Here is a 21,854-nt window from a genome sequence, read left to right as displayed (position 1 = left end):
AGCGCCCTAACGATTCTCAATAGGCGGGATCGAATCGTCTGTCAATTGGCACGGGTCCGAAGCGCGATCGCTTTACCCCTATCGAGAAAATGAGGAGAATTGAAACCTGTCTTGTTAAAAAGACGTCTAAAATTTATTGCGGTCTTGAAAAAACTTAAGCTAGATTTTACCTAGCGTAGCAGATTTGAGCAATTTTCATCCGTGAAATTTTGTGTTCTCCACTCAGAAAAAAGCCGATCGCGCACGGGTTCGACGGCAGATTTATGCGGGGGAACAAGCACGGGCGATCGCGATACAAACGGACAACGGCGCGTCGGTTTTGATCCCTTCCCCGTCGATATGAGTTTTCACTGCACGATAGCCCCGTTCTTGCAAATAGGCGATCGCCCGATCGCGTTTCGGCAACTCGGTCACTCCCCCCCGCCGTCCGATCTCCGATAACTTGTAAAAATACGGCGGTAAATCCGCCTCCTGGGCCATCACCGAGAGCAACTCCACCTGGGATGTCCAGCCCCAATCCGCCGCCAAAACCGCCATTTTCTCCAATTCGGCGCGATCGTGCAGCGCCCCCAACCACATCGGACCGCTCAAAATCAACCGCGACCCGTCCGCCCCACAGTTCGACCCCGCCAAGGTCCGCCACGACACCCGCCGAAATTCCCCGCATTCGTGACAGTAGCCCAACCAACCGTAATTGTCTTCCGTCAGGCGTTCCCCGGGCACCAAGCGCACCATCACCCGATAAGTTTGCACTCCAAATAAAGAAAAAATCGGCTCGATTCCGAACTGCTTCGCCGCCGCCTGTTGCTGCAAACTGCCCAACAACAAGCGCAATCCCTGTTCGTGAACCGCCGGATGATGGCGCGCGTAAGCCCCGTAAACCCGCAAACTTTTTTCCCGTTCCCGTCCCGAAATCGTGCGCCCGTCGGTACTGGTGAGATAAATCAAGCCTCCCAAGCGGGCCGCCCACAAACTGGTACTGATGAAGGGCGCCCCGGACCCGAAAGCGTCAATATCGAGTAAATCGTAGTAGTCGCGATCGGCGTAACATTGCAAAAATAAGCGATTCGCCTCTTCGTGGACGAGCTCGTAGCGATCGCCCGGGATCGTCACTTCTAAATTGTCGCGCAAGACCTCGTGCAGTTCCGGATTGCCCTCATTCACCCACAGCCAATCCGCCCCACTTTCGAGATAGTAGCGCAGCGATCGCACCCCGCACCCCGCCATCGCGTCGAGAACCCGCAACTGTCCCCGTTCCCGGCGGTAAATCGCCGCCGCCAACACCCCCAAATCCCGCGCCGTCTCCGTTTCGCGACGGTAAAACGCCTCACCCACCCGAAACCGCGCCCGTCCTTCCCCTTGCCAGCGATCGCCCGTGCGATCGCCCGTCCTCCCGGGGTACTCTGGAGTCATACCCATTCCCTTCACCTGCGATCCGTTCAACCTCTTATGACCTGGCCTTCTCTCTCCGTCATCGTCCCCACCTACAACCGCGAAGACGCCTTGCGCGATAGCCTCGCCGACATTCTCAAACAAGATTATCCCGATTTTGAAGTCCTCGTCATCGATCAAACTGCCGAACATCGAAGCGAAACCCAAACCTACCTCGAACACCTCGCCGATTCCCAACAAATACGCTGGTTTCGTGTCAACTGGGCCAGCCTTCCCGGCGCCCGTAACTACGCCGTCCGCCGCGCCCGAGGCGAGCTGATTTTATTCCTCGACGACGACGTCCAACTCCCCGACGGCTTCTTACAAGCTCATGCTAAAAACTATCTCGAAAAACCCGAAATTGGGGCGATCGCCGGACGAGTTTTCGACCGCATGAAACTCACCGATTCCGGCGGCACTTTAACCTTAGAAGACCTGCCCCCCGAAGCGATGGACCCCGGGATCGCTTGGTATTATATCGATTTAGTTCATACCACAAAAGCCCAACAAGTCCTCTCCGTTCGCGGCTGCAACATGTCATTTCGCCGCGACATTTTTGACAAACACGGCTTGTACTTCGACGAACGCTTTCAAGGGAGTGCCGTTCGCGAAGAATCCGACTTTTGTCTGCGCTTGCGAAAAACTGGATATAAAATTTGGTACGACCCCGACGCCCACCTCGTTCATTTAGGCGAAGAAACCGGAGGCTGTCACGACATCAGCACGCGATCGCTCCAATATCAATTCACCTTTTATCACAATCACTTTTTAATGGGCTTAAAAAACCTCACCCCCGGCGAATGCAGCCGCTTCTTCGCCAAACTGTTCGACTGTCACGTTCTCGGTCATCCCCCTTGTAACAAAAGCCCTTCCCCCACCAAAACCCTCGTGCGCGGTTGGTTTTACTTTCTCGGCTTTTTCAACGCCTTAAACACCCTGGCGCGATCGAGCTGGAATGACGGCCAAATTTACAGTCAAAAAGACGAACTGTATCGGGCGATCGAACGGCAAAAATAGTATTTTTTCAGAACAAATGAGCGGTTGATAGTATTTCTGATTTTATTAGCTTTATATTTTTAAGCAATGAAAAAGCAATGAAAATTTTAGTCGCCAGCCACACCTATATCGTCGATCTCAACCGCGAAAAACTGCGCGCCTTAGCCAAACTCGAACCCGATCTCGAAGTCACCGTCGTCGTCCCTCGCAAATGGCGACCCGGCGGAGTTCAAAACCAAACCATTATTAGCGAATTTATAGACGAAGGATCCTTTAAAGTCGTCCCCGTTTCCAACTTCAGCCAAAATCACCAAGGATTACTCACCTTTGGCTGGGATCTGATCGAATTATTGCGCGACTTTCGCCCCGATATCATTCAAGTCGAACAAGGATCGCGCGCCCTCGCTTACACCCAATTAATTCTCCTCAATCAGTTCCTCGGACTTCAGGCGAAAAACTGCTTTTTTACCTGGTGGAATTTACCTTATACCCTCAAATGGCCCATTTCTTGGCTGGAAGAATACAACCTCCGCCATACCGACGGATTGATTGTCGGCAATCAAGACGGGGCCGATATTCTGCGCGATCGCGGTTACCGAGGCGCCATTAAAATCATGCCCCAACTTGGCGTCGATCCCGATCTTTTCTGCCCCAAACCTCAACCGGAACTGCGCCGGAAACTCCAAATCGCCGACGATGAATTTGCGATCGGGTTTGTCGGTCGTTTTGTCGAAGAAAAAGGATTATTTACCCTCCTCTCGGCGGCAGCTTGTTTGCCTACCCAAAACTGGAAACTGCTATTATTAGGGCGCGGGCCGATGAAAGAGAAACTCTTAGCCACCGCCAAAGACCTAAAAATCGAAGATCGATTAATTTTAGTCGAAAGCGTCCCCCACGATCGCGTCCCCGACTATATTAATAGCATGGATGTTTTAGTTTTACCCTCAGAAACTAGCTATAAATTCCAAACCTTAACCGCCGTCGGCTGGAAAGAACAATTCGGTCACGTTCTCATCGAAGCAATGGCGTGTCAAGTCCCCGTTATCGGTTCCAACTCCGGCGAAATTCCCCACGTGATCGAAGAAGCGGGTTTAGTATTTCCCGAGAAAGATATCAAAGCTTTACGCGATTCCTTACGCCTGCCAATTGAAAAACCAGAAGTCGCCCACTTAATCGCCAAACGCGGTTACAAACGGGCCATGGAAAACTACACCAATGAAGCCTTAGCCAAACATCTTTTAAGTTTTTATCGAGAACTGATTAAAAAATAACGCGATCGCCCAATTTTCTCCTCAATCCCCTGCAAAATGCCTCTAGTATTTCCAGTGTTTCCCAAAATTTTATGAAAATCTTGCAAATCATCCCCTCCATCGCCCTCGTTTACGGCGGTCCGAGTCAAATGGTGCGGGGTTTGTCCGCCGCATTGGCGCGTCGCGGGGTTGAGGTCACCGTCCTGACCACCAATGCAAACGGCGATGTCGGTCAACCCCCTCTCGACGTTCCCTTAGACAGACCTATAGACGAGGATGGATACCAAGTTCGCTATTTTAACTGTTCCCCTTTTCGTCGCTACAAATTTTCGTTAGACTTGCTCGGATGGCTCGATCGCCACGCCCGGGATTTCGACCTCGCCCACCTCCACGCCCTCTTTTCCCCGGTCATCTCCGGCGCCGCCACCATCGCCCGACGCCGCCAGTTACCCTATATCTTGCGTCCCCTCGGCACGTTAGATCCGGCGGATTTACGCAAAAAAGCAGCTCTCAAACAGCTTTACACCACCCTGTGGGAGCGCGGAAACCTTGCTGGAGCAAGTGCAATCCACTTTACAAGCCAGCAAGAAGCAAAAATTTCTAATAAATTTGGCGTTAATACGCCCGATATTATCGTGCCGCTAGGCGTCAATTTAGCCCCGACGGAACTCTCGGAGGCAGCCGTCCGCCAACAGTTGCAGATTCCACCGGATCGCCCGTTATTATTATTTCTCTCGCGAATCGAACCGAAAAAAGGCTTAGATTTACTCATTCCTGCCCTAGAAAACTTATTAAATAGCGGTCGATCCTTTCACTTCGTTTTAGCGGGGAGTAACCCTCAAGATCCCGCCTACGAAACCAAAATTAAAACCCGATTGCAACAGTCTCCTTTAGCGGAATATACGACGATTCCCGGATTTGTCAGTGGGGAGTTTAAAACGGCTTTATTACAAAGCGCCGATTTATTTATTTTGCCGTCTTATTACGAGAATTTTGGCATTGCCGTAGCCGAAGCAATGGCGGCGGGAACGGCGGTTTGTATTTCCCGAGGGGTTTATATTTGGGAAGATGTTATCGAAGCTGGGGCGGGTTGGGTGTGTGACGGAGAAATTGCCAGTTTAACCGAATCTTTAGAGAGTGCGTTAAGCAATTTGTCTGAATGTAAAACGAGAGGAACCCAGGGTCAAAGTTATGCCAAAACACATTATAGTTGGGATGCGATCGCCACCCGCACGATCGAGGTTTATCGCAAAATTTTAGAAACATAAATAAATGTCATAATCGGTTCGGCAATGATCCCCTCACTACTCATTAAGCTATAATTAATCTAAAATCTAAACTCTATAATCTAAACTGCTAAATCCCTTTCATGGACGTTCCCCGCCTCCACCCCGATACCATTGAGGAAGTCAAGCAACGCGCCGATATTTACGATGTCGTATCGGAACATGTCGTGTTGAAGAAACAGGGGAAAGATTTTGCGGGTTTATGCCCGTTTCACGACGAAAAAACCCCGAGTTTTACGGTCAGTCCCAGCAAGCAGATGTATTACTGCTTTGGCTGTCAGGCGGGAGGGAATGCCATTACCTTTCTCATGGAGTTGGGAAAGCGATCGTTTGCAGATGTCGTTCTCGATTTAGCCCGTCGCTATCAAGTTCCGATTAAAACCTTAGAACCGGAACAAAGAGAAGCGTTACAACGGCAATTATCGCGACGAGAACAGCTTTATGAAATCTTGGCGATCGCCGCTAGTTTTTATCAACATGCTTTACATCAATCTCAAGGAGAATCTGCCCTCAATTATCTGCGATCGCAACGCCAATTAAGCGACGCAACGATCGATCGCTTCGGCTTGGGATATGCCCCGGCGGGATGGGAAAGTTTGTACGGTTATTTGGTTGAACAAAAACGCTACAGCATTAAATTAGTCGAGGAAGCGGGTTTAATTTTACCGCGAAAATCTGGCGGTGGCTATTACGATCGCTTCCGCGATCGCCTGATGATTCCCATCCACGATATTCAAGGCCGCGTTATCGGTTTTGGCGGCAGAACGTTGGGTGACGAACAACCAAAATATCTCAATTCTCCGGAAACTGAACTATTCGATAAAGGAAAAACCCTATTTGCTTTAGACAAGGCAAAAGGGGCGATTTCTAAAGAAGATAAAGCCGTCGTCGTCGAGGGTTATTTTGACGCGATCGCCCTCCACAGCGCCGGAATTGAAAATGCAGTGGCTTCCTTGGGAACTGCCCTCAGTGTAGACCAAGTACGCCTGTTATTGCGCTATACCGACTCGAAACAAGTGGTGTTCAATTTCGATGCGGATGCGGCGGGGATCAAGGCGGCGGAACGGGCGATCGGCGAAATCGGGGATTTAGCTTATCGCGGACAAGTTCAACTGAGAATTCTCAGCATTCCCGACGGAAAAGATGCGGATGAATTTCTCAAAAGTAGCGGGTCTTGCGAACCCTATCGCCAACTGTTAAATAATGCCCCGTTGTGGTTGGAATGGCAAATCGAACAACTGGTTTCAACCCACGATTTATCCCGTTCCGACCAATTCCAAAAAGTCGCGGGACGGACGGTGGAATTACTGGCTAAAATTTCCGATGGTAATACCCGAACTCACTATATTTCTTACTGTGCGGAATTGTTCAGTCAGGGAGACGGGCGACTGATTTCGATGATGGCGCAAAATTTACGCGCCCAAGTCCGCAAACTTTGGCGGAAAAAACGCAAAGACGAACGCCAGAACGATCGCCCTCCATTGCTTTCTGAACCGGATTCGTCAGAACCTGTAGAAGGGTCTGAATCTGCTTCATTCATGTTGCCCACTCCGGGCGATCGCCAGTTATTAGAAGAAGCGGAGTTAGTGTTATTGCGAATTTATTTACACTGTCCCCAACATCGTCGCGAAATTGTCAATTTTTTAGAAGAGAAAGATTTAGGGTTTAGTCTCTCCCACCACCGTTTTTTATGGCAGCAAATTTTAGAAATCGAGCGCAGCTTGGAGGGGAGATCGTCCCCTTCTGCCAATCCATTTTCTGAAGGAGAGAATAATAGTTTAATTTCGGATTTACAAGATCGAATTCAGCAACATAAAAATCAAGTTGGGGGAGTTTCTCATCTGTTCTATCTCGATGAAAAGACCCAACGCGATATTCTCAATACTCGGTTAATGGTTCAGGCGGCGATCGCCTGTATCGAGCGCGTCATGTGCGAAAAGCGATATCGATATTTACTCAAACTTTGGCAGGAAACGGATTACAATAGGTATCCCGATCGCTGTCTCGAATATCAACAACAAATCTATCAAGAAAAAACTCGCATTCAAGAACTCGACAGTCAGCGTCACGTTTCCCTCAACGATTTATTGCAAATTTAGCGATCGCCCGTTACGTTGTCAGCAAAAGCAGCTAAAAAAATCGATTTAGAGATGCATTTAAAGGAGAAAAAGATCGAACTTCGTTCTAAGTTCTCTTTCATCCCCCATCTAGTTCGTTGAGATGGGGGAATTCTCGCTCACGTCAGTTAAAAATACTAATCGCAATAGAGCGTATCGCGCGTTTTTCTCCCGGTGACGGGATTGGTACCCGTCGCCAACTCGCACAACAGTTTATGAGCGTCTTCGCGTAAAAGAACGTCGGTAAAATCGGCTCCGTCAATCGTCGCCCCATTAAAGAGCGCATTAAACGCAAAAGCTCCTTCTAAATTGGCATTCGTGAGGTTCGCATTATTTAGGCGCGCGGTGTCTAAAGTAGCGAAGGTCAGGTCGGCTCCTTCGAGGTTAGCATTTTGCAAATTTGCTGCAAATAAACTCACCCCACTTAAGTTCGTATGACTGAGATTGCTATTGCGAAGATTGGCTTTTGTAAAGGTGGAACTGGTCAAGTCGCGACCGGAAAAATCGATGCCGACAAGATTTTCTTTGTTGTAATCGAGGGCGAACGCACTGGAAGTATGGCCGACGCTAATTGAGGCGATCGCGCCTATCCCCACGACCCAAAACAGAAGGCACGCTACCCAACTCAACCAATGCTTTAAGGTCGAACTACGAGACTTATAATTCATACTTAAATATATAACCTCAAATCAAAAACACTATGGCTTAGGCCGCCGATCTGCCCCATAATAGACGGGCGATCGCTGCAGTCAACGGCTCGATAAAGCTTGCAAAATACGGTCATTTTCCTCTAGGTTGTAATCTTACCAGTAAGTGCAACCTGCTGAATCATTTGATGTCACACCCGCCGCCCTCGGGGGATTTTCCCGCCCCTCGCAATGCCGATCCCGGTAGGGCTGGGGAAGATCTCATCGCCCGATACCTGCACGCTAAAGGATGGCAAATTCTCCACCGACGCTGGCGCTGTCGCTGGGGGGAGATCGACGTGATTGCGCTCGATCCGACTGGGGGGACGTTACCGACGCCGACCCTGGCGTTTGTCGAAGTCAAGACGCGCAACCGCCGAAGCTGGGATGCGGGGGGATTGCTGGCGCTGACACCAAAAAAGCAAGCCAAACTCTGGAAAGCGGCAGGCTTGTTTTTAGGTCAGTTTCCCGATTTTGCCGATTATCCCTGTCGTTTCGATCTGGCGTTGGTCGTCCGAGAAGGTACGACGCTGGCGATCGCCGACTATCTCCCATCGGCGTTCGAGCAGTAAAGTCATTCTACATCAACAGGAAAGAAGGGTGGCGATCGCCCGTCAGGCTAAAGTTTCCGGGCAGTAACCCAGTCCTTTAACAAATTGTTCCCGAAATTCCTCAATTTCCTGGCTGTCCGGGCGACCGTGAGAGACGATCGCCACTTGGTAACGGCGCATGACTTCGATAGGGGTTTGTCCGCTTTCGAGGCACCACAAGGCCATTTGCAGGCGAATCTTCGGCAACCAAGCAATGCCTAATTCGGACATGAACGCCCGAAAGTCCCCATGCTCTTGAGGGGTCAGGCAGCGACTCATTTTAATCCGCACGACCCAGCCGTCGAGTTGGTGAATGACGGTGATGAAACGCACGGGTAAATGGGACGCCTTTCTGAGATATTCGACGACTCTTAACGTCAAACTGGTATTGGAAAGGTGATATAGATAGTCCATCATTTGTAAATTCCCCGAGCCATTATTCTATCTGTTGTTTTGACATCGATCTGATTCTCATCCCTCGATCCCCGTTGAGTAGATTGGAATCGTCAACCTGAGTGGACTCACTCGTCAGCTTCCGGCAAAAATAGAGAGAACGGATTGCCGTAGTGATTGAGGATGGCGATCGCCTGCCAGCATCGAAGGTCATCCTCGATGCGATCGAAATTTAACGATTACTTTTAAAGTCACGAATCACTAATTTTTACGGTAAGACGGTTTTGTGCCCGTTAGGCGGTCACCTTGAGTCCCAGAGGCGTTCGCGTTGGCGAGCGAGTTCAATTCAGTTAGTGATGATTTGATAACCCGTTCGGGATCGCATTGGTCAATAATGAGAAACTGCAATCCTATCTCTATTGTTCCTCTTTCCTCGGGATAGAGACATGGGTAAACCTCCGATCGTTACTGGGGAAGGTTACCCAATTTGCGATCGCCCCTTGTAGCTTGGTTGGGAGATCGCCCCAATGATATGATCGTGTCCTTTGTAAAACCCTTTTAGGTGGGAGCAATTCTGATAGAGGATGGCACGAATGGAATCTCGGCATCACCAATCGCCCACGAGCGATCGCCCCTTCACTCCCGAACTCAATCCTATTGAGGGCGACGGAAGAGGTGAAGTTCCCGATTCCGCCACGACAAACCCCCATTCGGATCGCAGCTTATCCGCCTACGACTACGAACTTCCCCCCGAACGGATCGCCCAAAATCCCGTCGTCCCTAGAGACCATTCGCGTCTGCTCGTCGTCGAGTCCCCCAAAGACCACGCCCATCACCAGTTTCGGGACTTGCCCGACTTACTCCAACCCGGCGACCTGCTCGTTCTCAACAACACGCGCGTGATCCCCGCCCGTCTCTACGGTCGCAAATCCACCGGGGCTCCGGTTGAAGTCTTACTTCTCGAACCCGACGACGATCGCACCTGGTTGGCGTTGGTCAAACCGGGCAAACGCTTTAAACTCGGCGTGCAGATCCTCTTTCCCCGTCAGGATTCGACCCCCCCGGCGCTCGAGTGCCCCGACTTCCTCAGCGCGACCGTCACCGCCACCCATCCCGAAACTGGGGGCCGTTTCCTGCAATTCGACCTCCCCGACGGTCGCGACCTGCTCGACCTGTTACCCGCTTACGGTCGCATTCCCCTACCGCCGTACATCACCGGATCGCAAGCGTCAGACGGTCAGTATCAAACCGTCTACGCCGAACAACCCGGATCGGTCGCGGCGCCCACTGCCGGACTCCACTTTACCGAAGAACTGTTCGCCCGTTTGGACGCCAAAGGGATTCAACGGGCCTTCGTGACCCTCAATGTCGGCGTCGGTACCTTCCGTCCCGTAGAAGTCGAGGATGTCACCGCCCACCAAATGCACGCCGAATCCCTGGAGGTTCCGGCGAGTACGGTGGAGGCGATCCGACGCACGAAAGCGGCAGGTGGTCGGGTGATTGCGGTGGGGACTACGGTGGTGCGATCGCTCGAAGGCGCGGCAGTGTCCGGCGAATTGCAGCCCTTACGCGGTCAAACGAATTTATTTATCTATCCCGGCTACCAGTGGCGCGTCGTAGACGGGTTGATTACCAATTTTCACCTGCCCCGTTCGAGCTTGCTGATGTTGGTCAGTGCTTTAATTGGCAGGGTTCGCTTGTTGGAGTTATATCGCGAGGCGATCGCCGCACGCTATCGCTTTTATTCCTTTGGCGACGCCATGCTGATCTTACCGTCGGCGCGGATCGACTCGCTTTGAGGGCTTTTGGGGGATAAAGGGGCGTCGGTTCCCCCTTACCCCAACTGCCCGCGATCGCTTAATCTTCGTCTTCTTCTTCATCGTCGGTCGGGTACGAGAAGCCTTTCGAGCGTCCCGTCAACACCGACTTCCCTAAAGACAGGGCTTTTTCCGCTTGGCGTGCGGCTTTGCGCTTCCAGGTCGCTTTACGGTGATTGCGCTTCGATTTCGAGGTTTTCTTCTTTGGAACCGCCATGACAGTAATTAACTCTTACTCGTGAACAAGTGTCCTTCAGACACAGATCCCTAATTGTACCCCATCTTTCGATCGCCGCGCGATCGCGGGTCCGTTCAGCTTTTCTCGGCGATGTGGTGTTCGACCACAAACACGTTGGCATAGACGTTCGCCAGAATTTGCTGTCCTTGTTGGGTTAAGGACAAATAACTCATCGCATCGGTAATTAACGGATAAACCCGTTCCCAATACGCTTGGGTATAGTGCGCGCGTAAATCCCCGGGAGTGCGATATCCCAGTTGCTGATTCATGCCGATTTCTTCAAATTCATAGAATAAGGCACTAATTTTTTTCAGATAGCGCGGGTCGCTCAACTGGCCGATCGGCACCGCAGCGCGAACCAAGGCGGCGTAACTCGACGTATCCGGGGGATTGTCCCGCGCCGAAATCGGAAAGCGGGTCAGCTCGATATTATTTTCGATTTGTTTGGCATCGATGAGCTTGTGATAGCCAAAGCGCTCTTGAATGAACAGTTTGGCGCGATCGACCCGATACGGCGTCAAACTCGCCGCCGTCGATCCCTCGGGTAAGACGACGGTTTCCCCGTTGCGTCCGGTGGCGTGGCGTCCGTCGCGATCGCCCCGACAGACCCCTTTGACGTAGCCAATATCGTGACAGACCAGAGAAATAATAAAATGCAGCCAATCTTCGCAGGAAACGCCCCCCTCGCGAATGTGCTTGCCCCGTAATATTTCTTGGCCGACTAAGGTGACTAAAATCGTATGTTCGAGATTGTGATATAAGGCATCGCAATTGGCTAAATTTTCTAACGCCATATTTCCCGCCCAGCCAATAATATCGGCATAGTCGGGTTTTAATCCCCCGTAAGTGCGCGAGTAACCTTCTTTCAGTTCGCGGACGAAATCATCAATGACAATTTCTATCGCATTAAAAAACATCGGTGGTGTCATGGCTATGGGTGGGCAGGTTTCAAGGTGAATTTCCCCAGTGGATCGCGAGTTGGTTCGATCTGTTCTCATTAATTATGCGTCAGCGCGAACCCCCGCCGTCGGATAAGCTTTCATCATTGAATCGTTGATTGAATTGAATCGATCGCCGATGACGACGACAGCGATCGTGTCAACTTCGGTGTAGCTGCTCTTGTGATGCTCGCGGGTTTTGCTCTCGGGATCGCGAGGCGGCAACCGATCTATCTGTTTCTGTTCTTCCCCCAATCGATATGAAACTCATTTCCTCGATGGCTACTCCCTTGGCGATCGCCTCCGAATTGTTGGCGATCGCCGTGTTTTCTCTCCCCATTTTTGCCCAAACTCCGCCGAGTTCACCCCCTAATTCTTCCGATTCGGGCCTAGAGATTCTCGGCGAATTGGCGGAATGTGTCTCTACCAGTCTGGAAGCAGTCCCCCAAGCCGATCGCCAGGATTTGGAAACCCTCTCGATGCAGTGTGTTTTTGAGGTGGTCATCCTCGGCCCCGACGGCACGTTGCGATCGGATGCCAACGAACGAATGTTAGCACTGTTGGAGTTCACTGGGGGTAGCTTGCCCGCACGAGTGGTTCGCGGTCAAGCGAAGGTGCCGTTAAATCCTATAGAAGATCGCTTCTTGTGGACCGTTCCCGTGACTTTGGGCGATCGGACTTATCCCTTTCTCCTGGATACGGGCGCCTCGAATTCCTTGCTCGCTCACTCGATAGCGGCACCATTGGGGCTCGCGGGTACCCCGATTCCTAACGACTTGTTCGCCTACATGGTCGTCGGCGAAGACTGTTCTGAGGTCGATGCGACCCTGATGCAATTTCCTCACGTCAGTATCGACCGGGCCACGGTGGAGGGGATGACCGGGATGGGATTGCCCCAAACGACGATTCCCCAACAGCTCTCTGGGGTTCTCGGTTTGGATTTTTTGAGTGGGTTTGATGCGATCGTCGATCCGGGGCGCTTGGAACTGCAACTGTTGCCGCGATCCCCGGCCCCTGTCGATGCGATCCCCCTCGAAGGAAAAATGGGGGTGATGACCGCCCAAGTCTATCTCGGCGATCGCGGTCCGTTTACGTTTCTGCTCGATACGGGGGCGGAAGTTACGGCAATTTCTCAAGATTTAGCCGATCGCCTGTCTCTGGACACGACTGATTTACCGACTCAGGAGGTTGTAGGGTTTTGCGGTCTGGAAACTGCAGCCCTGACGACCTTGGAGCGCGTCCGTCTCGCCGATCGCCAGCGCGATCGACTCGATGCGGTGATTCTGCAAAAAGGGGTTCTCGATTTCCTCGGCATCGACGGGATCCTCGGTCAAAATTTTCTGCTCCACTACAAGCAACACTGGCGCTTCGATCCCCCCAATGCTCTCGGCTTCCCGGATCGGGGAACGTTGATTCTCTCCCCGGCGACCGCGCCCTAGGTGCCCCGGGGATCGCTCCCTCGCCGTTCGGCAAATGTCAAGGATTGGGATCGGTTGAAGTTGTGACGGCGATCGCCTCAACTCCCCCGAACGATCGCCCCTTTTTTTAAGTACAAATCACAGCAATCATGTTGGCTATAAATCAGAATGAATAGGATAGGATCGCAGTAGAAAACAATCTCTTGATAACGAAAATGCAACTTTCATCTTATATGCCTCAAATTCCCTTAGAAGAACTGTACGGTCAGATCATGTTTTCTAACGTGGTGACGCCTACGGACCGCCAGCAACTCAGGGCTGCTTTATTAAAAGAATGTCTCAGCGAAGACGAGAAAGCGATTGTGGATCGTATTCTTTACAACGTGCGTCGAGGGTGGTTGCAAATGGTGGAATGAAAGGGGGCGATCGGTTTAATTTCTTGAACGATTAACGCAAAAAAATAGATTTAAAACAGCGACTTTTGAGCTTGAAGTCAGTCGTATCATAGGGGTGCCGCGAACGCAGATAAGATAGATTTTGTAAAAAAGCATCCTTGATATTCGCCTGCCTGAATTTGCCTACATTATGGCTCGATGGTGGCACGCGAGGGCGATCCTCCCTTCGACCGATCCCCCGCAGGGCCAAGCTCGACTGCCATGCCCGCACTTTTTCCCCGCGCGAGATGTCAGCCGCTCGATGGACGGCGACCGTCTTTAAAAATTAATTAACAAGTAACATTTTATTAAAAGATTTAACAAAACATCATGTTTGATGTGAGCTTCGATCGCGAGCTTTTTGGAAGGCGATCGCCCGCCACTCGAAAGTGATAAGCTTGAGAAAAAGCAAGATAATAGGTCTAAGAAAATGAGCGTTTCCGTTCAATTTATTCAAGGATTAGATGAAGAGATTAGCGGCATTAGTTTGCGAAAACGTCGCGACACGGGGACGAAGATGGTGGTCTTATTTTTCGAGCGGGTAGCGGCGATCGAAAAAGGACGCAGTTTCGTCAATCAAGTGGATAAGTTATTTTTGCGCGACGAAGAAGGAGAAATCCAAGTCAGTCCCAACGGGATCAAGTTTACCTTTGTCGATGACGATACCTTATCGCAAGCTGAATGCTCGTTTGACGTGCATTCGGAAGCTTGGGAACGGGTGATGCGCTTCTTCCATCGCTATGCCGACGTCCACGGTTTCGAGTTTAGCGAGCCGAATGTTTAGATGTCGATTACGGGGCGATCGCGGACTCGAAAGGATTAGAGCAGTGCATCGCAGATCAACGCAGCCACGACGGCAAATCCGGTAATCCCCAAGGCCACGAGGGGATCTTGCCCTTGGCCGACCGCAAAAGAAGTGACGACCCCCGCTCCTAATGCGGCGGTAACGGCGGCTGTCGCCCAATCTTTATTCGAGTTTTTGTCGTACATATTCAAAATTGAAAAAGCCGATGGTTGTTTGGGAATGGAGTTACCCTAGCACCTCCTTTCCGCTTACAAAATAGGGACGGCTCATTTTGAAATTTATATTCAAGTTTTGCTAATTTTCTTAACATTGCCCCGGCGCGAACGGCATTAAACAACCCCTTGGCAAGCGCTCGATCGGAAACGGCCAAGGCCAAGGGGGTGCGCCGGGAAGTCGGGCGCCCGTGAATTAGTTCATCGGTTCCGTATTGCCGCCTTTGACCCAGCCGACTTGATTGCCCCCTTCGACGCGAATTTTTTCCCATTCTTTATCGTCGGTGGATTCGACCACGACAATCGTGCGGTTGAACTCGATCCCGCCGATCGAGTTGGCATCGTAGCTGGGGCGATCGCGCAAAATCAGGCCGTCGGGCCAGGTCACCCGCGCCAAGTAGGCGCCGGGTTCGAGCTGGCGGGTCTGGGAGTTCGACGCCGTACTGGCGGGTTGGCTCTGTTGAGAGCCGCCACTTCCGGCCCCTTCCGTGGTTTCGACCGCCGGAGTATCGTTGGCAAAGGTCGGTCGTTCGGGAAGGGCGGTTAACTTGGTGACGAAATAGAGAGCTGCCGCCACACTGCCCCCGGCGAGAATGACGATCGCCAAGAAAAAGCCGAGGATAAACTTGAGGACACCAGAAAGACTCATAAATCGGATTCGGGCTTGTGCAGTTGACGTTGCATCCGACTCCTCAAGGGAGTAGATCGAGAAGCGAGGCGAGCTTTGCCTGCCGCCGCCCAATCTTTCAAAAACTGGATTTGTTCTTGAGCCGTGCGCGCCAGAGGGACGATTTGACTGGCGGCTTCCAAAATATCATCGGTGGTAAAGTCCCGATTTTGGCTGAAGCCGATATGCATCGCTTCGATCAGAGACTGTTCGATTTCGGCCCCCGAAAAATCCGGGGTTTCGTAAGCCAGTCGTTCTATATCATAGTTGTTCGGATTGTGGGGACGCAATCGGGAGAGGTGAACCTCAAAAATCGCTTGGCGCTCCTCTTGGTCGGGCAGACCGACGAAGAAGATCTCGTCAAATCGACCTTTGCGGAGCATTTCCGGCGGCAGGGAGCCGATGTTGTTGGCCGTGGCAACGACGAACACCGGGGAGGTTTTTTCGGCGAGCCAGGTGATAAAGGTGCCGAAAACTCGGCTGGTGGTGCCGCCGTCTCCCTTGCTGTCGAAACCGGAGAAGGCTTTATCGATTTCGTCGATCCAGAGGACGCACGGCGCCAGGGCTTCGGCCACTTGAATCATTTGGCGGGTGCGCGATTCCGACTCGCCGACCAAGCCGCCGAACAGGCGTCCGACATCGAGACGGAGGAGGGGCAGGTGCCAGTGGTGGGCGATCGCCTTAGCGGTGAGGGATTTTCCGGTGCCTTGGATCCCGACGAGGAGCAAGCCGCGCGGGTGAGGCAAGCCGTACTGACGGGCGCGATCGGAAAATGCCCCACCGCGACGCAGCAGCCAGTCTTTGAGATTGTCGAGACCGCCGATATCGGAAATGCGCTCGGTAGCGGGGTAGAATTCCAGGATTTGGGTCTGGCGGATGATCGTGCGTTTTTCTTCGAGGATCAGTTCGAGGTCGTCCGGTTCGAGTTGACCGTGGGTGGCGATCGCCTTCGCCAGCACCCGCCGAATGCGCTCGGTAGACAAGCCTTGGCAGCAGCGCACCACTTCGTCGAGAAATTTGCTCTCCGGGGCGCTTCCCGTGGCGCTCAGCAGCCGTTCGACTTCTTCCCGGATTTCTGAAGCGACGGGTAAGGGAAAGTCCAAAACGGTCAGCACTTCGCTGAGGTCTTCGGGAACGGCGAGTTGAGAAGAGACCAAGACCAAATTTTTCGGTTGGGATTTGAGTAATTTGGCCAGATTGCGAAGTTTGCGCGAAATGGCAATATCGTCTAGGAAGCGGTGGAAATCTCGCAGGATGAAGATCGCGGGAGCCGAAGCGGGGAGTTTTTCCACAAATTCGAGGGCTTGCAGGGGATTGCGTCGTCCGAAGCCCGTATCGTTGGGATTGCCTTGGTACCCTTCGACAAAATCCCAGATATAAACGGCTCGATTCCCCTGACGGCGGGCGCATTGGGCGATCGCGTTTTCGAGGCGTTCTTCTTCGCGCGTGGCGATGTAAATCGCCGGATAGCGCGCGCGTAGGAGCAATTCAAATTCTTCCGCGAAACTCATGAATTTCTATCAGATTGAGCGACCAGATTGAGCGGCGATCGCCCCGTTCCACCGAGGGGTTGAGGGGCGTTGAAATCGGAGGCGATCCCGTCGAACTAACTCGGCAGTTGTTTTTTGAGTTCTTCGAGGGCGGCCCATCGGCGATCGGTCGGTGGCGAGGGGATCGGTTCGGATTCGGAGTTCACCGCAATCCCCTGACATCCCTCATCGCACAGTTGTCTCAAGGGAATTTCCAAACATAACTGCTCGTAAATCCACTCTTGAGGGTCGAAATAGCCTTCTGAGGAGAGGGTTTCGACGAGATCTTCCAAGTCGGTTTCTCGTTCGAGCGCGCCGTTGGCGCCGCGATCGCCCCCTTCGTCGAGCCAAATAATTTCCGAACACTCGACTTTGAGACGGTGATTGTACTGTTGCAAACAGCGATGACAGGTCAAAGTGACGATCGCTTCCGCCTGTCCGCTTACGTCTAAGTAATTGCCGCGATGCTGCACCCGCACCCGACCGCGAACGGGGAGCAAGGTTTGCAAATCGAGAATAAACTGCTCGAACGGGATGACTTCGGTTCGATCGGGAGCTTTAGTGAGTAAGGGAATGTAGATAGGTTCCATCGCGATCGCTCTCTCCTCGGGCGTCTGGGGTGGCAAGCATCTGAACCGGGGGCGGGAGGCGAACCCCGTTCCCTCCAGGATCGAACCATCGCTTAACGAGGGCAAACGACGAGGCGCCGATTCGGTTCTTCTCCCCGGGAGTAGGTTTTTAAATCGGCATATTCCTTTAACAAATTGTGGACTTGTCGCCGTTCGGCGGAGGACAACGGTTGCATTTCAAACTCTTCGCCACTTTCGCGAACTGCTTGCGCCGCTTGTTCGGCCAAAGTTTGCAATTCTTGTTGGCGCCGTTGGCGGTAACCGTCTAACTCGATCGTATAGGCGGCTTGTTCTTCCGAGGGCCGACCGAGATTGAGGGTAGTATTGGCGAGATATTGGATGGCGTCGATCGTTTCGCCGTTGGCGCCGATGAGAAGTTCGATTTGTTCGGCGCTGAGGCGATCTCGATCGACATTCAACCAGTAACAATCGACGTCCTGACGGGCTTCGACCCCTTGAGGCAAATTAGCCAAGCGCAACAGTTGTTCCAACCACTGGCGACCGCGTTGCATCTGAGTGTCGTTCATGGGTTATCTATCCGGCTTTATTTCTTAGATTTACCCGATTCTTTCGATTCTTTCTTCGAGCGACCCGAGGACTCAAAAGGCAGGGATTCACGACCTTTGCCGCCGCCACTGGCTTTTTCTTGAGCTTCGACTAACTTCTGGAGGTTTTCCGGAAGCGGTTCGCGCGACAAGATGAAGGTTTGCAGGGTTTGGAAGATGTTGGCGATCGCCATGTACATCAACACCCCGGCGGGCAAGGGGAAGAATAAAAACATCCCGGAAAACAACACCGGAGTCAATTTGTTGACCGTCGCCTGTTGGGGATTATCCGTCGGCGCCGAGTTTTGACCGGAGAGCAGTTGGTTCACGTACAACGTGATGCCGAAAAACAGAACCATGCTCAAAATATCCCAGTGGATCGTGCCGTCGTCGGCAACTGCACCCACGCGACCGAGGGCTTTGATAAACAAAAAGCCTTTATTGGCGGCCAAACCGGGAATCACCCCTTGCACGGTCACTTCTCCGGGTTGGAGTGCTTCGATCGTCCCGTCGGGGTTGATTTTGACTCGATCTTCTCCTTTGACGACTTGCCAGGAGGGTTTGAGATCGGTGTCCGGATATTGTGTGGTGAGTTCTTGTAAGGGCTTGCCTTCTACGGTTTGAAACTCAATTTTGGTTTTTTCCCCAACCGCGAGTTTGGTACCTCCGGGCAACAAGGCCGCAATTTTGGCATGAACCCCATCGGCAATGTAGATATTTTGGGGATTGGTGGCGAATGCCTGGGGTTGAATGCGTTCGATTTGTTCGCGCGGGAAAATCTCGATATTAAGAGAGTAATTGATATCGGAAAACGGCGATCCTCTTAAGGTTGCAAATAAAGCAAACAACACTGGCATTTGCAAGAGGACTGGCAAGCATCCGGAAAGCGGATTTCCGAATTCTTTGTAGACCTTTTGCATTTCTTCCTGCTGCTTGGCAGGATCTTCTTTATAACGTTCTTGTATTTCTTTGACCCGTTTTTGCATCACGGGTTGGGTGACTCGCATCCGACGCATACTCCGGATTGACTTCGCACTCAAAGGGTAGAGTGCAAAGCGAATCACGAGGGTCAGGGCGACGATCGCCAGACCGTAACTCGGCACGATCCCGTAGAAAAAATCCAGGATCGGCAACATCACGTTGTTGGAAAGAAACCCGACTCCAAAGTCCATTCGCTCTATATCAACCTGCGCGCTGTAGAAAGTTGTTCGACTTTGACAGTCCCACGCCTAAAGGTAGTGGGATTCTTGGTTCGACGACAAGACTGACACATTCAACCGGGAAGCAAAATGTTCAGAGATTCTCATCTCCCCAAGCGTTCGTCCCCATTTGAGGGAACCTGTTTCGGTTTGCCGGACCGTACAGTAGAGTTCAAAAATTTTAAGTCTGCGGACTTGACGCTTGAAGCTTTTACCCACACGAGCTATTTTCCGTGTGGAACCGACAAACTTCAATTTTCAAGGTACTCATCTTCCGATGCCAGGTTTTTAACGAGGTGATTTACCTGTACCTCAAGCGCAATTTTAGCAAGGAATGGAGGAGTTGTGCCTCACGAAAATCTTCGCTCTTGTTTGGAAGCCCTGTCGCTTTAGCCCAGGGAGGAAAAACGACACGGGCGGTTTTAACCGCCGTTTCCTCGTGGGGGAGGGAAAAGAGGTACACTTTTCCCTCGCTCCTGTTAGCCGGAGTCGCCTAAAGTGCACGGCGTCATAGCGCCTCGCCAATGTTATCGGTCCGTACTTTCCAAACCGCACTGTCTTACCCATCGGAAGACGGTTTAACGGCTTGGTTCTAGAGCAGGGGACTGGCGACGTATCCCCAGCTAGGATCTTTAACGCTTAACCATAACGTAGCCTTCAAAGGGCTTAGGCTGGGTAGGGGCGTTTCGCGAAACGCCCCTACTAAAGGCGTTTCGCGAAACGCTCCTACTAAAGGAGAGGCACGAAGCCCCTTCTCTTTAGAGCGGGGTGCTGACTTGACGTTAACGACTGCCCAAGGCTCCACTCGCTTGTTTGGCTTTTGCAGAAAGTTTGTCGGTGATGTAGGCATAAACCTCGCGAAATTTGGGGATCGCTCGCAATTCGAGGCGGGAGCCGTCCGAGATCGTAACCACCATATCGCCCCACAAGCCGAAGCCGCGAGGAACGGTCACGATTTTGACAATTTCCGAATAAACGATGTCGGTGCGATCGCGTCCCAACCAACCTCCCGTGACGGTAATTCGGCGATTGGTAATCCGGTAGCGCAACCACAATGCCCGAACGATCGCCCCAATGGTCAGGGGCAACCCGACGATTGTCAACCCGAAAAGTAGGTTCAAGATCAAATCGCCAGGATGCGGTCCGCTTTCGAGATAAATATCTTCACGGATGCCCATTGAGTACCTCTGCTTGTGCCAACAACTGCTCTAATTCTTGCAGAAGTTGGCGATAATTGCACTCGCGCCCCTGGGGGCGCACGACGATGACCACATCCCAACCCGGCGCTATGCGGGGCAGAAGCTCCCGACAGGCCCCGCGCAACTGACGCTTGATCCGATTGCGAATCACCGCTTGTTTGCTCACTTTCTGGCTGATGGAAATTCCCATGCGCGTCGGTAACTTGGGCGAACTCTCTTCCGGCGAAGGGACTGACGGGTTGTCACCTCGTCGCTGTCGAGCTTTTCGATTGTCCGACAGACGAACGTGGAGCGAGCTGGGTTTTCTGCGCTTCGCCCTCACGCTCAAATGCTTGGACTGACGGCGCAAGCCCCCTCGATAGACGGCACTAAAATCATGACGGTGCTTGAGTCGATGCACTTTAGGCAACACGGCATTCTTGTGGGTCTGTGGCTCGCTCTCGATTTCGATGTCGCCTCGGTTCGACGGACTGATTCGGCGATCGCGGCGACTGGAGCGATCGTGGCGCCCCACTCAGGTGACCGTCGCCCCTTACCGACGACTCGCCGCAGTTCGCATCCGGGAAAGGTTGCTTAAACTGACAAACGATGCCGCCCTTTTTTGCGGCGAGCGGCGATCGTTTTTTGGCCATTTTTGGTCCGCATCCGCACTCTAAAGCCCGATACTCTTTTTCTTTTGCGGGAAGTGCCGTGTAATGTACGCTGAGTCATAAAGCTTTACTCCACGAAGACCAGTTTAAATTTAAAAAGTCACAAATGATGATTGTATCATCGATATGCAAAAAACCCCACGATCGCCGTGGGGTTGCTGTCGAGTGGAGTGGGTTCGATTTCAGTCGATCGCCAGTACCCAAGTCCCCAAATATTGCGGAAGCGGCGGGCCGCCGGGAGTGACGATCCGGCAGTTGAAGTTAAACATGCCGCCAAATCGGGGGTTTTGGACGTCCGAAAGCACGATTTCGATATCTTTGTTCGCCGGAATCGGTTCTAGGGGATAAATTTCAATCAAACGGTTCTCCGGATCCCAAAGGGCATCTTGGATTTCGATGGTTTCGTCATCGACTTTGACTTCGATTTCGTTGCTGTCAAATTCGCCATCAAAATAGTCGGGATAGGTAATTTGAAATTGGAGAACGGCCCAGTTGACTTTTTTGGCGGGAATTTTTAACCAGTAGCGATCCCAGGTGTCTGCTTTACCGCGCTGCAAACGATATTTGAGTTCGTATTTGCGCTCGACTCCTCCAAAAATCGTCCATCCCGAGGTTTGCGACCAACTCGGCGCGATCGTCCCTCCAAGACATAAGGCAGTAACGGCGAGGACAGATAAAATGCGTTTCATAGATACAACACGACAGTAATATCGACGGTGAAAGAGCGACTAACGGGCGACAACCCAAGTGGGTTGAGTTTGACTCGGACAGATCCTGGCTACTGTGGGATCGAGCGGCGATCGCCCCTGGAGATCGAGAGCCGAT

Annotated in this window: 24 protein-coding genes; 9 read left to right on the top strand and 15 right to left on the bottom strand. The window is 52.1% G+C overall.

The window, feature by feature from the left end:
- Positions 1 to 261: 261 nt before the first annotated feature.
- Positions 262 to 1,413, bottom strand: a complete 1,152-nt coding sequence (locus HCG48_RS11620; protein WP_168569298.1) for a class I SAM-dependent methyltransferase — start codon at positions 1,411 to 1,413, stop codon at positions 262 to 264.
- A 36-nt stretch (positions 1,414 to 1,449) separates the two neighbouring features.
- Here HCG48_RS11620 and hpsN point away from each other — a divergent pair, with 36 nt between their 5' ends.
- The 4 genes from hpsN (at position 1,450) to dnaG (ending at position 7,062) form a co-directional block, all read left to right on the top strand.
- The gene (gene hpsN / locus HCG48_RS11615) at positions 1,450 to 2,448 is read left to right on the top strand and encodes a hormogonium polysaccharide biosynthesis glycosyltransferase HpsN (protein WP_168569297.1); all 999 of its coding nucleotides are present in this window, start codon (positions 1,450 to 1,452) and stop codon (positions 2,446 to 2,448) included.
- A 77-nt stretch (positions 2,449 to 2,525) separates the two neighbouring features.
- On the top strand, positions 2,526 to 3,698 hold the full coding sequence (hpsO, locus tag HCG48_RS11610; RefSeq protein ID WP_168569296.1) for a hormogonium polysaccharide biosynthesis glycosyltransferase HpsO: 1,173 nt from the start codon (positions 2,526 to 2,528) through the stop codon (positions 3,696 to 3,698).
- Between the two features lie 71 nt (positions 3,699 to 3,769).
- Positions 3,770 to 4,945, top strand: a complete 1,176-nt coding sequence (gene hpsP, locus HCG48_RS11605) for a hormogonium polysaccharide biosynthesis glycosyltransferase HpsP (RefSeq protein WP_168569295.1) — start codon at positions 3,770 to 3,772, stop codon at positions 4,943 to 4,945.
- Between the two features lie 101 nt (positions 4,946 to 5,046).
- A complete protein-coding gene (gene dnaG / locus HCG48_RS11600) occupies positions 5,047 to 7,062 on the top strand; it encodes a DNA primase (protein ID WP_168569294.1) in 2,016 nt (671 codons plus the stop codon).
- Positions 7,063 to 7,217: 155 nt separating this feature from the next.
- On the opposite strand, the gene HCG48_RS11595 is transcribed toward dnaG, so the two are convergent.
- Positions 7,218 to 7,748, bottom strand: coding sequence for a pentapeptide repeat-containing protein (locus tag HCG48_RS11595; RefSeq protein ID WP_168569293.1), 531 nt, complete (start codon positions 7,746 to 7,748; stop codon positions 7,218 to 7,220).
- A gap of 167 nt (positions 7,749 to 7,915) precedes the next feature.
- On the opposite strand from HCG48_RS11595, the gene HCG48_RS11590 reads away from it, so the two are divergent.
- Positions 7,916 to 8,338, top strand: coding sequence for a YraN family protein (locus tag HCG48_RS11590; protein ID WP_168569292.1), 423 nt, complete (start codon positions 7,916 to 7,918; stop codon positions 8,336 to 8,338).
- A 42-nt stretch (positions 8,339 to 8,380) separates the two neighbouring features.
- Here the strand turns inward: HCG48_RS11590 and HCG48_RS11585 are convergent, their stop codons facing one another.
- A complete protein-coding gene (locus tag HCG48_RS11585) occupies positions 8,381 to 8,770 on the bottom strand; it encodes a hypothetical protein (protein ID WP_168571853.1) in 390 nt (129 codons plus the stop codon).
- Between the two features lie 563 nt (positions 8,771 to 9,333).
- Between HCG48_RS11585 and queA the strand changes: the two genes are divergently transcribed.
- Positions 9,334 to 10,548 carry a tRNA preQ1(34) S-adenosylmethionine ribosyltransferase-isomerase QueA gene (gene queA / locus HCG48_RS11580; RefSeq protein ID WP_246260041.1) on the top strand — a complete coding sequence of 405 codons (1,215 nt, stop codon included), beginning with the start codon at positions 9,334 to 9,336 and terminating at the stop codon, positions 10,546 to 10,548.
- Positions 10,549 to 10,606: 58 nt separating this feature from the next.
- Here queA and rpmF read toward each other — a convergent pair whose 3' ends face one another.
- Both rpmF and HCG48_RS11570 read right to left on the bottom strand, forming a co-directional pair.
- Positions 10,607 to 10,783 carry a 50S ribosomal protein L32 gene (gene rpmF, locus HCG48_RS11575; protein WP_168569290.1) on the bottom strand — a complete coding sequence of 59 codons (177 nt, stop codon included), beginning with the start codon at positions 10,781 to 10,783 and terminating at the stop codon, positions 10,607 to 10,609.
- 95 nt (positions 10,784 to 10,878) lie between these two features.
- Positions 10,879 to 11,721: an Npun_R2479 family HD domain-containing metalloprotein gene (locus HCG48_RS11570; protein ID WP_168571852.1), complete on the bottom strand. Its 843-nt coding sequence runs from the start codon at positions 11,719 to 11,721 to the stop codon at positions 10,879 to 10,881.
- A gap of 281 nt (positions 11,722 to 12,002) precedes the next feature.
- Between HCG48_RS11570 and HCG48_RS11565 the strand changes: the two genes are divergently transcribed.
- The 3 genes from HCG48_RS11565 (at position 12,003) to psb28 (ending at position 14,378) form a co-directional block, all read left to right on the top strand.
- Positions 12,003 to 13,181 carry a retropepsin-like aspartic protease gene (locus HCG48_RS11565; RefSeq protein ID WP_168569289.1) on the top strand — a complete coding sequence of 393 codons (1,179 nt, stop codon included), beginning with the start codon at positions 12,003 to 12,005 and terminating at the stop codon, positions 13,179 to 13,181.
- 194 nt (positions 13,182 to 13,375) lie between these two features.
- Positions 13,376 to 13,576 carry a hypothetical protein gene (locus HCG48_RS11560; protein WP_168569288.1) on the top strand — a complete coding sequence of 67 codons (201 nt, stop codon included), beginning with the start codon at positions 13,376 to 13,378 and terminating at the stop codon, positions 13,574 to 13,576.
- Positions 13,577 to 14,024: 448 nt separating this feature from the next.
- The gene (gene psb28, locus HCG48_RS11555; protein WP_168569287.1) at positions 14,025 to 14,378 is read left to right on the top strand and encodes a photosystem II reaction center protein Psb28; all 354 of its coding nucleotides are present in this window, start codon (positions 14,025 to 14,027) and stop codon (positions 14,376 to 14,378) included.
- 35 nt (positions 14,379 to 14,413) lie between these two features.
- On the opposite strand, the gene HCG48_RS11550 is transcribed toward psb28, so the two are convergent.
- The 10 genes from HCG48_RS11550 to HCG48_RS11505 all read right to left on the bottom strand — a co-directional run bounded on the left by HCG48_RS11550 (position 14,414) and on the right by HCG48_RS11505 (position 21,718).
- Positions 14,414 to 14,584, bottom strand: a complete 171-nt coding sequence (locus HCG48_RS11550) for a hypothetical protein (RefSeq protein WP_168569286.1) — start codon at positions 14,582 to 14,584, stop codon at positions 14,414 to 14,416.
- Between the two features lie 223 nt (positions 14,585 to 14,807).
- Positions 14,808 to 15,260, bottom strand: coding sequence for an SH3 domain-containing protein (locus HCG48_RS11545; RefSeq protein WP_168569285.1), 453 nt, complete (start codon positions 15,258 to 15,260; stop codon positions 14,808 to 14,810).
- A complete protein-coding gene (locus HCG48_RS11540) occupies positions 15,257 to 16,789 on the bottom strand; it encodes a Ycf46 family AAA ATPase (protein ID WP_168569284.1) in 1,533 nt (510 codons plus the stop codon). Before HCG48_RS11540 ends, HCG48_RS11545 begins: the two co-directional genes overlap by 4 nt.
- 95 nt (positions 16,790 to 16,884) lie before the next feature.
- Complete coding sequence (locus tag HCG48_RS11535) at positions 16,885 to 17,397, bottom strand: YceD family protein (protein ID WP_168569283.1); 513 nt, start codon at positions 17,395 to 17,397, stop codon at positions 16,885 to 16,887.
- Positions 17,398 to 17,489: 92 nt separating this feature from the next.
- A complete protein-coding gene (locus HCG48_RS11530; RefSeq protein WP_168569282.1) occupies positions 17,490 to 17,963 on the bottom strand; it encodes a Jag family protein in 474 nt (157 codons plus the stop codon).
- Between the two features lie 17 nt (positions 17,964 to 17,980).
- Positions 17,981 to 19,153 carry a membrane protein insertase YidC gene (gene yidC / locus HCG48_RS11525; RefSeq protein ID WP_168569281.1) on the bottom strand — a complete coding sequence of 391 codons (1,173 nt, stop codon included), beginning with the start codon at positions 19,151 to 19,153 and terminating at the stop codon, positions 17,981 to 17,983.
- A gap of 809 nt (positions 19,154 to 19,962) precedes the next feature.
- Positions 19,963 to 20,358 carry a PH domain-containing protein gene (locus HCG48_RS11520; RefSeq protein WP_168569280.1) on the bottom strand — a complete coding sequence of 132 codons (396 nt, stop codon included), beginning with the start codon at positions 20,356 to 20,358 and terminating at the stop codon, positions 19,963 to 19,965.
- The gene (rnpA, locus tag HCG48_RS11515) at positions 20,345 to 20,791 is read right to left on the bottom strand and encodes a ribonuclease P protein component (RefSeq protein WP_168571851.1); all 447 of its coding nucleotides are present in this window, start codon (positions 20,789 to 20,791) and stop codon (positions 20,345 to 20,347) included. Before rnpA ends, HCG48_RS11520 begins: the two co-directional genes overlap by 14 nt.
- A 161-nt stretch (positions 20,792 to 20,952) precedes the next feature.
- Entirely contained in the window at positions 20,953 to 21,090 is a 138-nt protein-coding gene (rpmH, locus tag HCG48_RS11510; RefSeq protein ID WP_168569279.1) for a 50S ribosomal protein L34, read from the bottom strand.
- A 121-nt stretch (positions 21,091 to 21,211) separates the two neighbouring features.
- Positions 21,212 to 21,718, bottom strand: coding sequence for a DUF2808 domain-containing protein (locus HCG48_RS11505; RefSeq protein ID WP_168569278.1), 507 nt, complete (start codon positions 21,716 to 21,718; stop codon positions 21,212 to 21,214).
- Positions 21,719 to 21,854: the final 136 nt, after the last annotated feature.

Origin of the sequence: Oxynema aestuarii AP17 (assembly GCF_012295525.1) — a bacterium.
Classification (GTDB): domain Bacteria; phylum Cyanobacteriota; class Cyanobacteriia; order Cyanobacteriales; family Laspinemataceae; genus Oxynema; species Oxynema aestuarii.
The sequence above is the reverse complement of the archived record's forward strand: the minus strand, read 5'-3'. Positions and strand labels throughout refer to the sequence as shown.

Coding starts and splice junctions, on each gene's coding strand:
- HCG48_RS11620 (WP_168569298.1), bottom strand. CDS start 1,413: ATGACTCCAGAGTACCCCGGGAGGACGGGCGATCGCACGGGCGATCGC.
- hpsN (WP_168569297.1), top strand. CDS start 1,450: ATGACCTGGCCTTCTCTCTCCGTCATCGTCCCCACCTACAACCGCGAA.
- hpsO (WP_168569296.1), top strand. CDS start 2,526: ATGAAAATTTTAGTCGCCAGCCACACCTATATCGTCGATCTCAACCGC.
- hpsP (WP_168569295.1), top strand. CDS start 3,770: ATGAAAATCTTGCAAATCATCCCCTCCATCGCCCTCGTTTACGGCGGT.
- dnaG (WP_168569294.1), top strand. CDS start 5,047: ATGGACGTTCCCCGCCTCCACCCCGATACCATTGAGGAAGTCAAGCAA.
- HCG48_RS11595 (WP_168569293.1), bottom strand. CDS start 7,748: ATGAATTATAAGTCTCGTAGTTCGACCTTAAAGCATTGGTTGAGTTGG.
- HCG48_RS11590 (WP_168569292.1), top strand. CDS start 7,916: ATGTCACACCCGCCGCCCTCGGGGGATTTTCCCGCCCCTCGCAATGCC.
- HCG48_RS11585 (WP_168571853.1), bottom strand. CDS start 8,770: ATGGACTATCTATATCACCTTTCCAATACCAGTTTGACGTTAAGAGTC.
- queA (WP_246260041.1), top strand. CDS start 9,334: ATGGCACGAATGGAATCTCGGCATCACCAATCGCCCACGAGCGATCGC.
- rpmF (WP_168569290.1), bottom strand. CDS start 10,783: ATGGCGGTTCCAAAGAAGAAAACCTCGAAATCGAAGCGCAATCACCGT.
- HCG48_RS11570 (WP_168571852.1), bottom strand. CDS start 11,721: ATGTTTTTTAATGCGATAGAAATTGTCATTGATGATTTCGTCCGCGAA.
- HCG48_RS11565 (WP_168569289.1), top strand. CDS start 12,003: ATGAAACTCATTTCCTCGATGGCTACTCCCTTGGCGATCGCCTCCGAA.
- HCG48_RS11560 (WP_168569288.1), top strand. CDS start 13,376: ATGCAACTTTCATCTTATATGCCTCAAATTCCCTTAGAAGAACTGTAC.
- psb28 (WP_168569287.1), top strand. CDS start 14,025: ATGAGCGTTTCCGTTCAATTTATTCAAGGATTAGATGAAGAGATTAGC.
- HCG48_RS11550 (WP_168569286.1), bottom strand. CDS start 14,584: ATGTACGACAAAAACTCGAATAAAGATTGGGCGACAGCCGCCGTTACC.
- HCG48_RS11545 (WP_168569285.1), bottom strand. CDS start 15,260: ATGAGTCTTTCTGGTGTCCTCAAGTTTATCCTCGGCTTTTTCTTGGCG.
- HCG48_RS11540 (WP_168569284.1), bottom strand. CDS start 16,789: ATGAGTTTCGCGGAAGAATTTGAATTGCTCCTACGCGCGCGCTATCCG.
- HCG48_RS11535 (WP_168569283.1), bottom strand. CDS start 17,397: ATGGAACCTATCTACATTCCCTTACTCACTAAAGCTCCCGATCGAACC.
- HCG48_RS11530 (WP_168569282.1), bottom strand. CDS start 17,963: ATGAACGACACTCAGATGCAACGCGGTCGCCAGTGGTTGGAACAACTG.
- yidC (WP_168569281.1), bottom strand. CDS start 19,153: ATGGACTTTGGAGTCGGGTTTCTTTCCAACAACGTGATGTTGCCGATC.
- HCG48_RS11520 (WP_168569280.1), bottom strand. CDS start 20,358: ATGGGCATCCGTGAAGATATTTATCTCGAAAGCGGACCGCATCCTGGC.
- rpmH (WP_168569279.1), bottom strand. CDS start 21,090: ATGACTCAGCGTACATTACACGGCACTTCCCGCAAAAGAAAAAGAGTA.
- HCG48_RS11505 (WP_168569278.1), bottom strand. CDS start 21,718: ATGAAACGCATTTTATCTGTCCTCGCCGTTACTGCCTTATGTCTTGGA.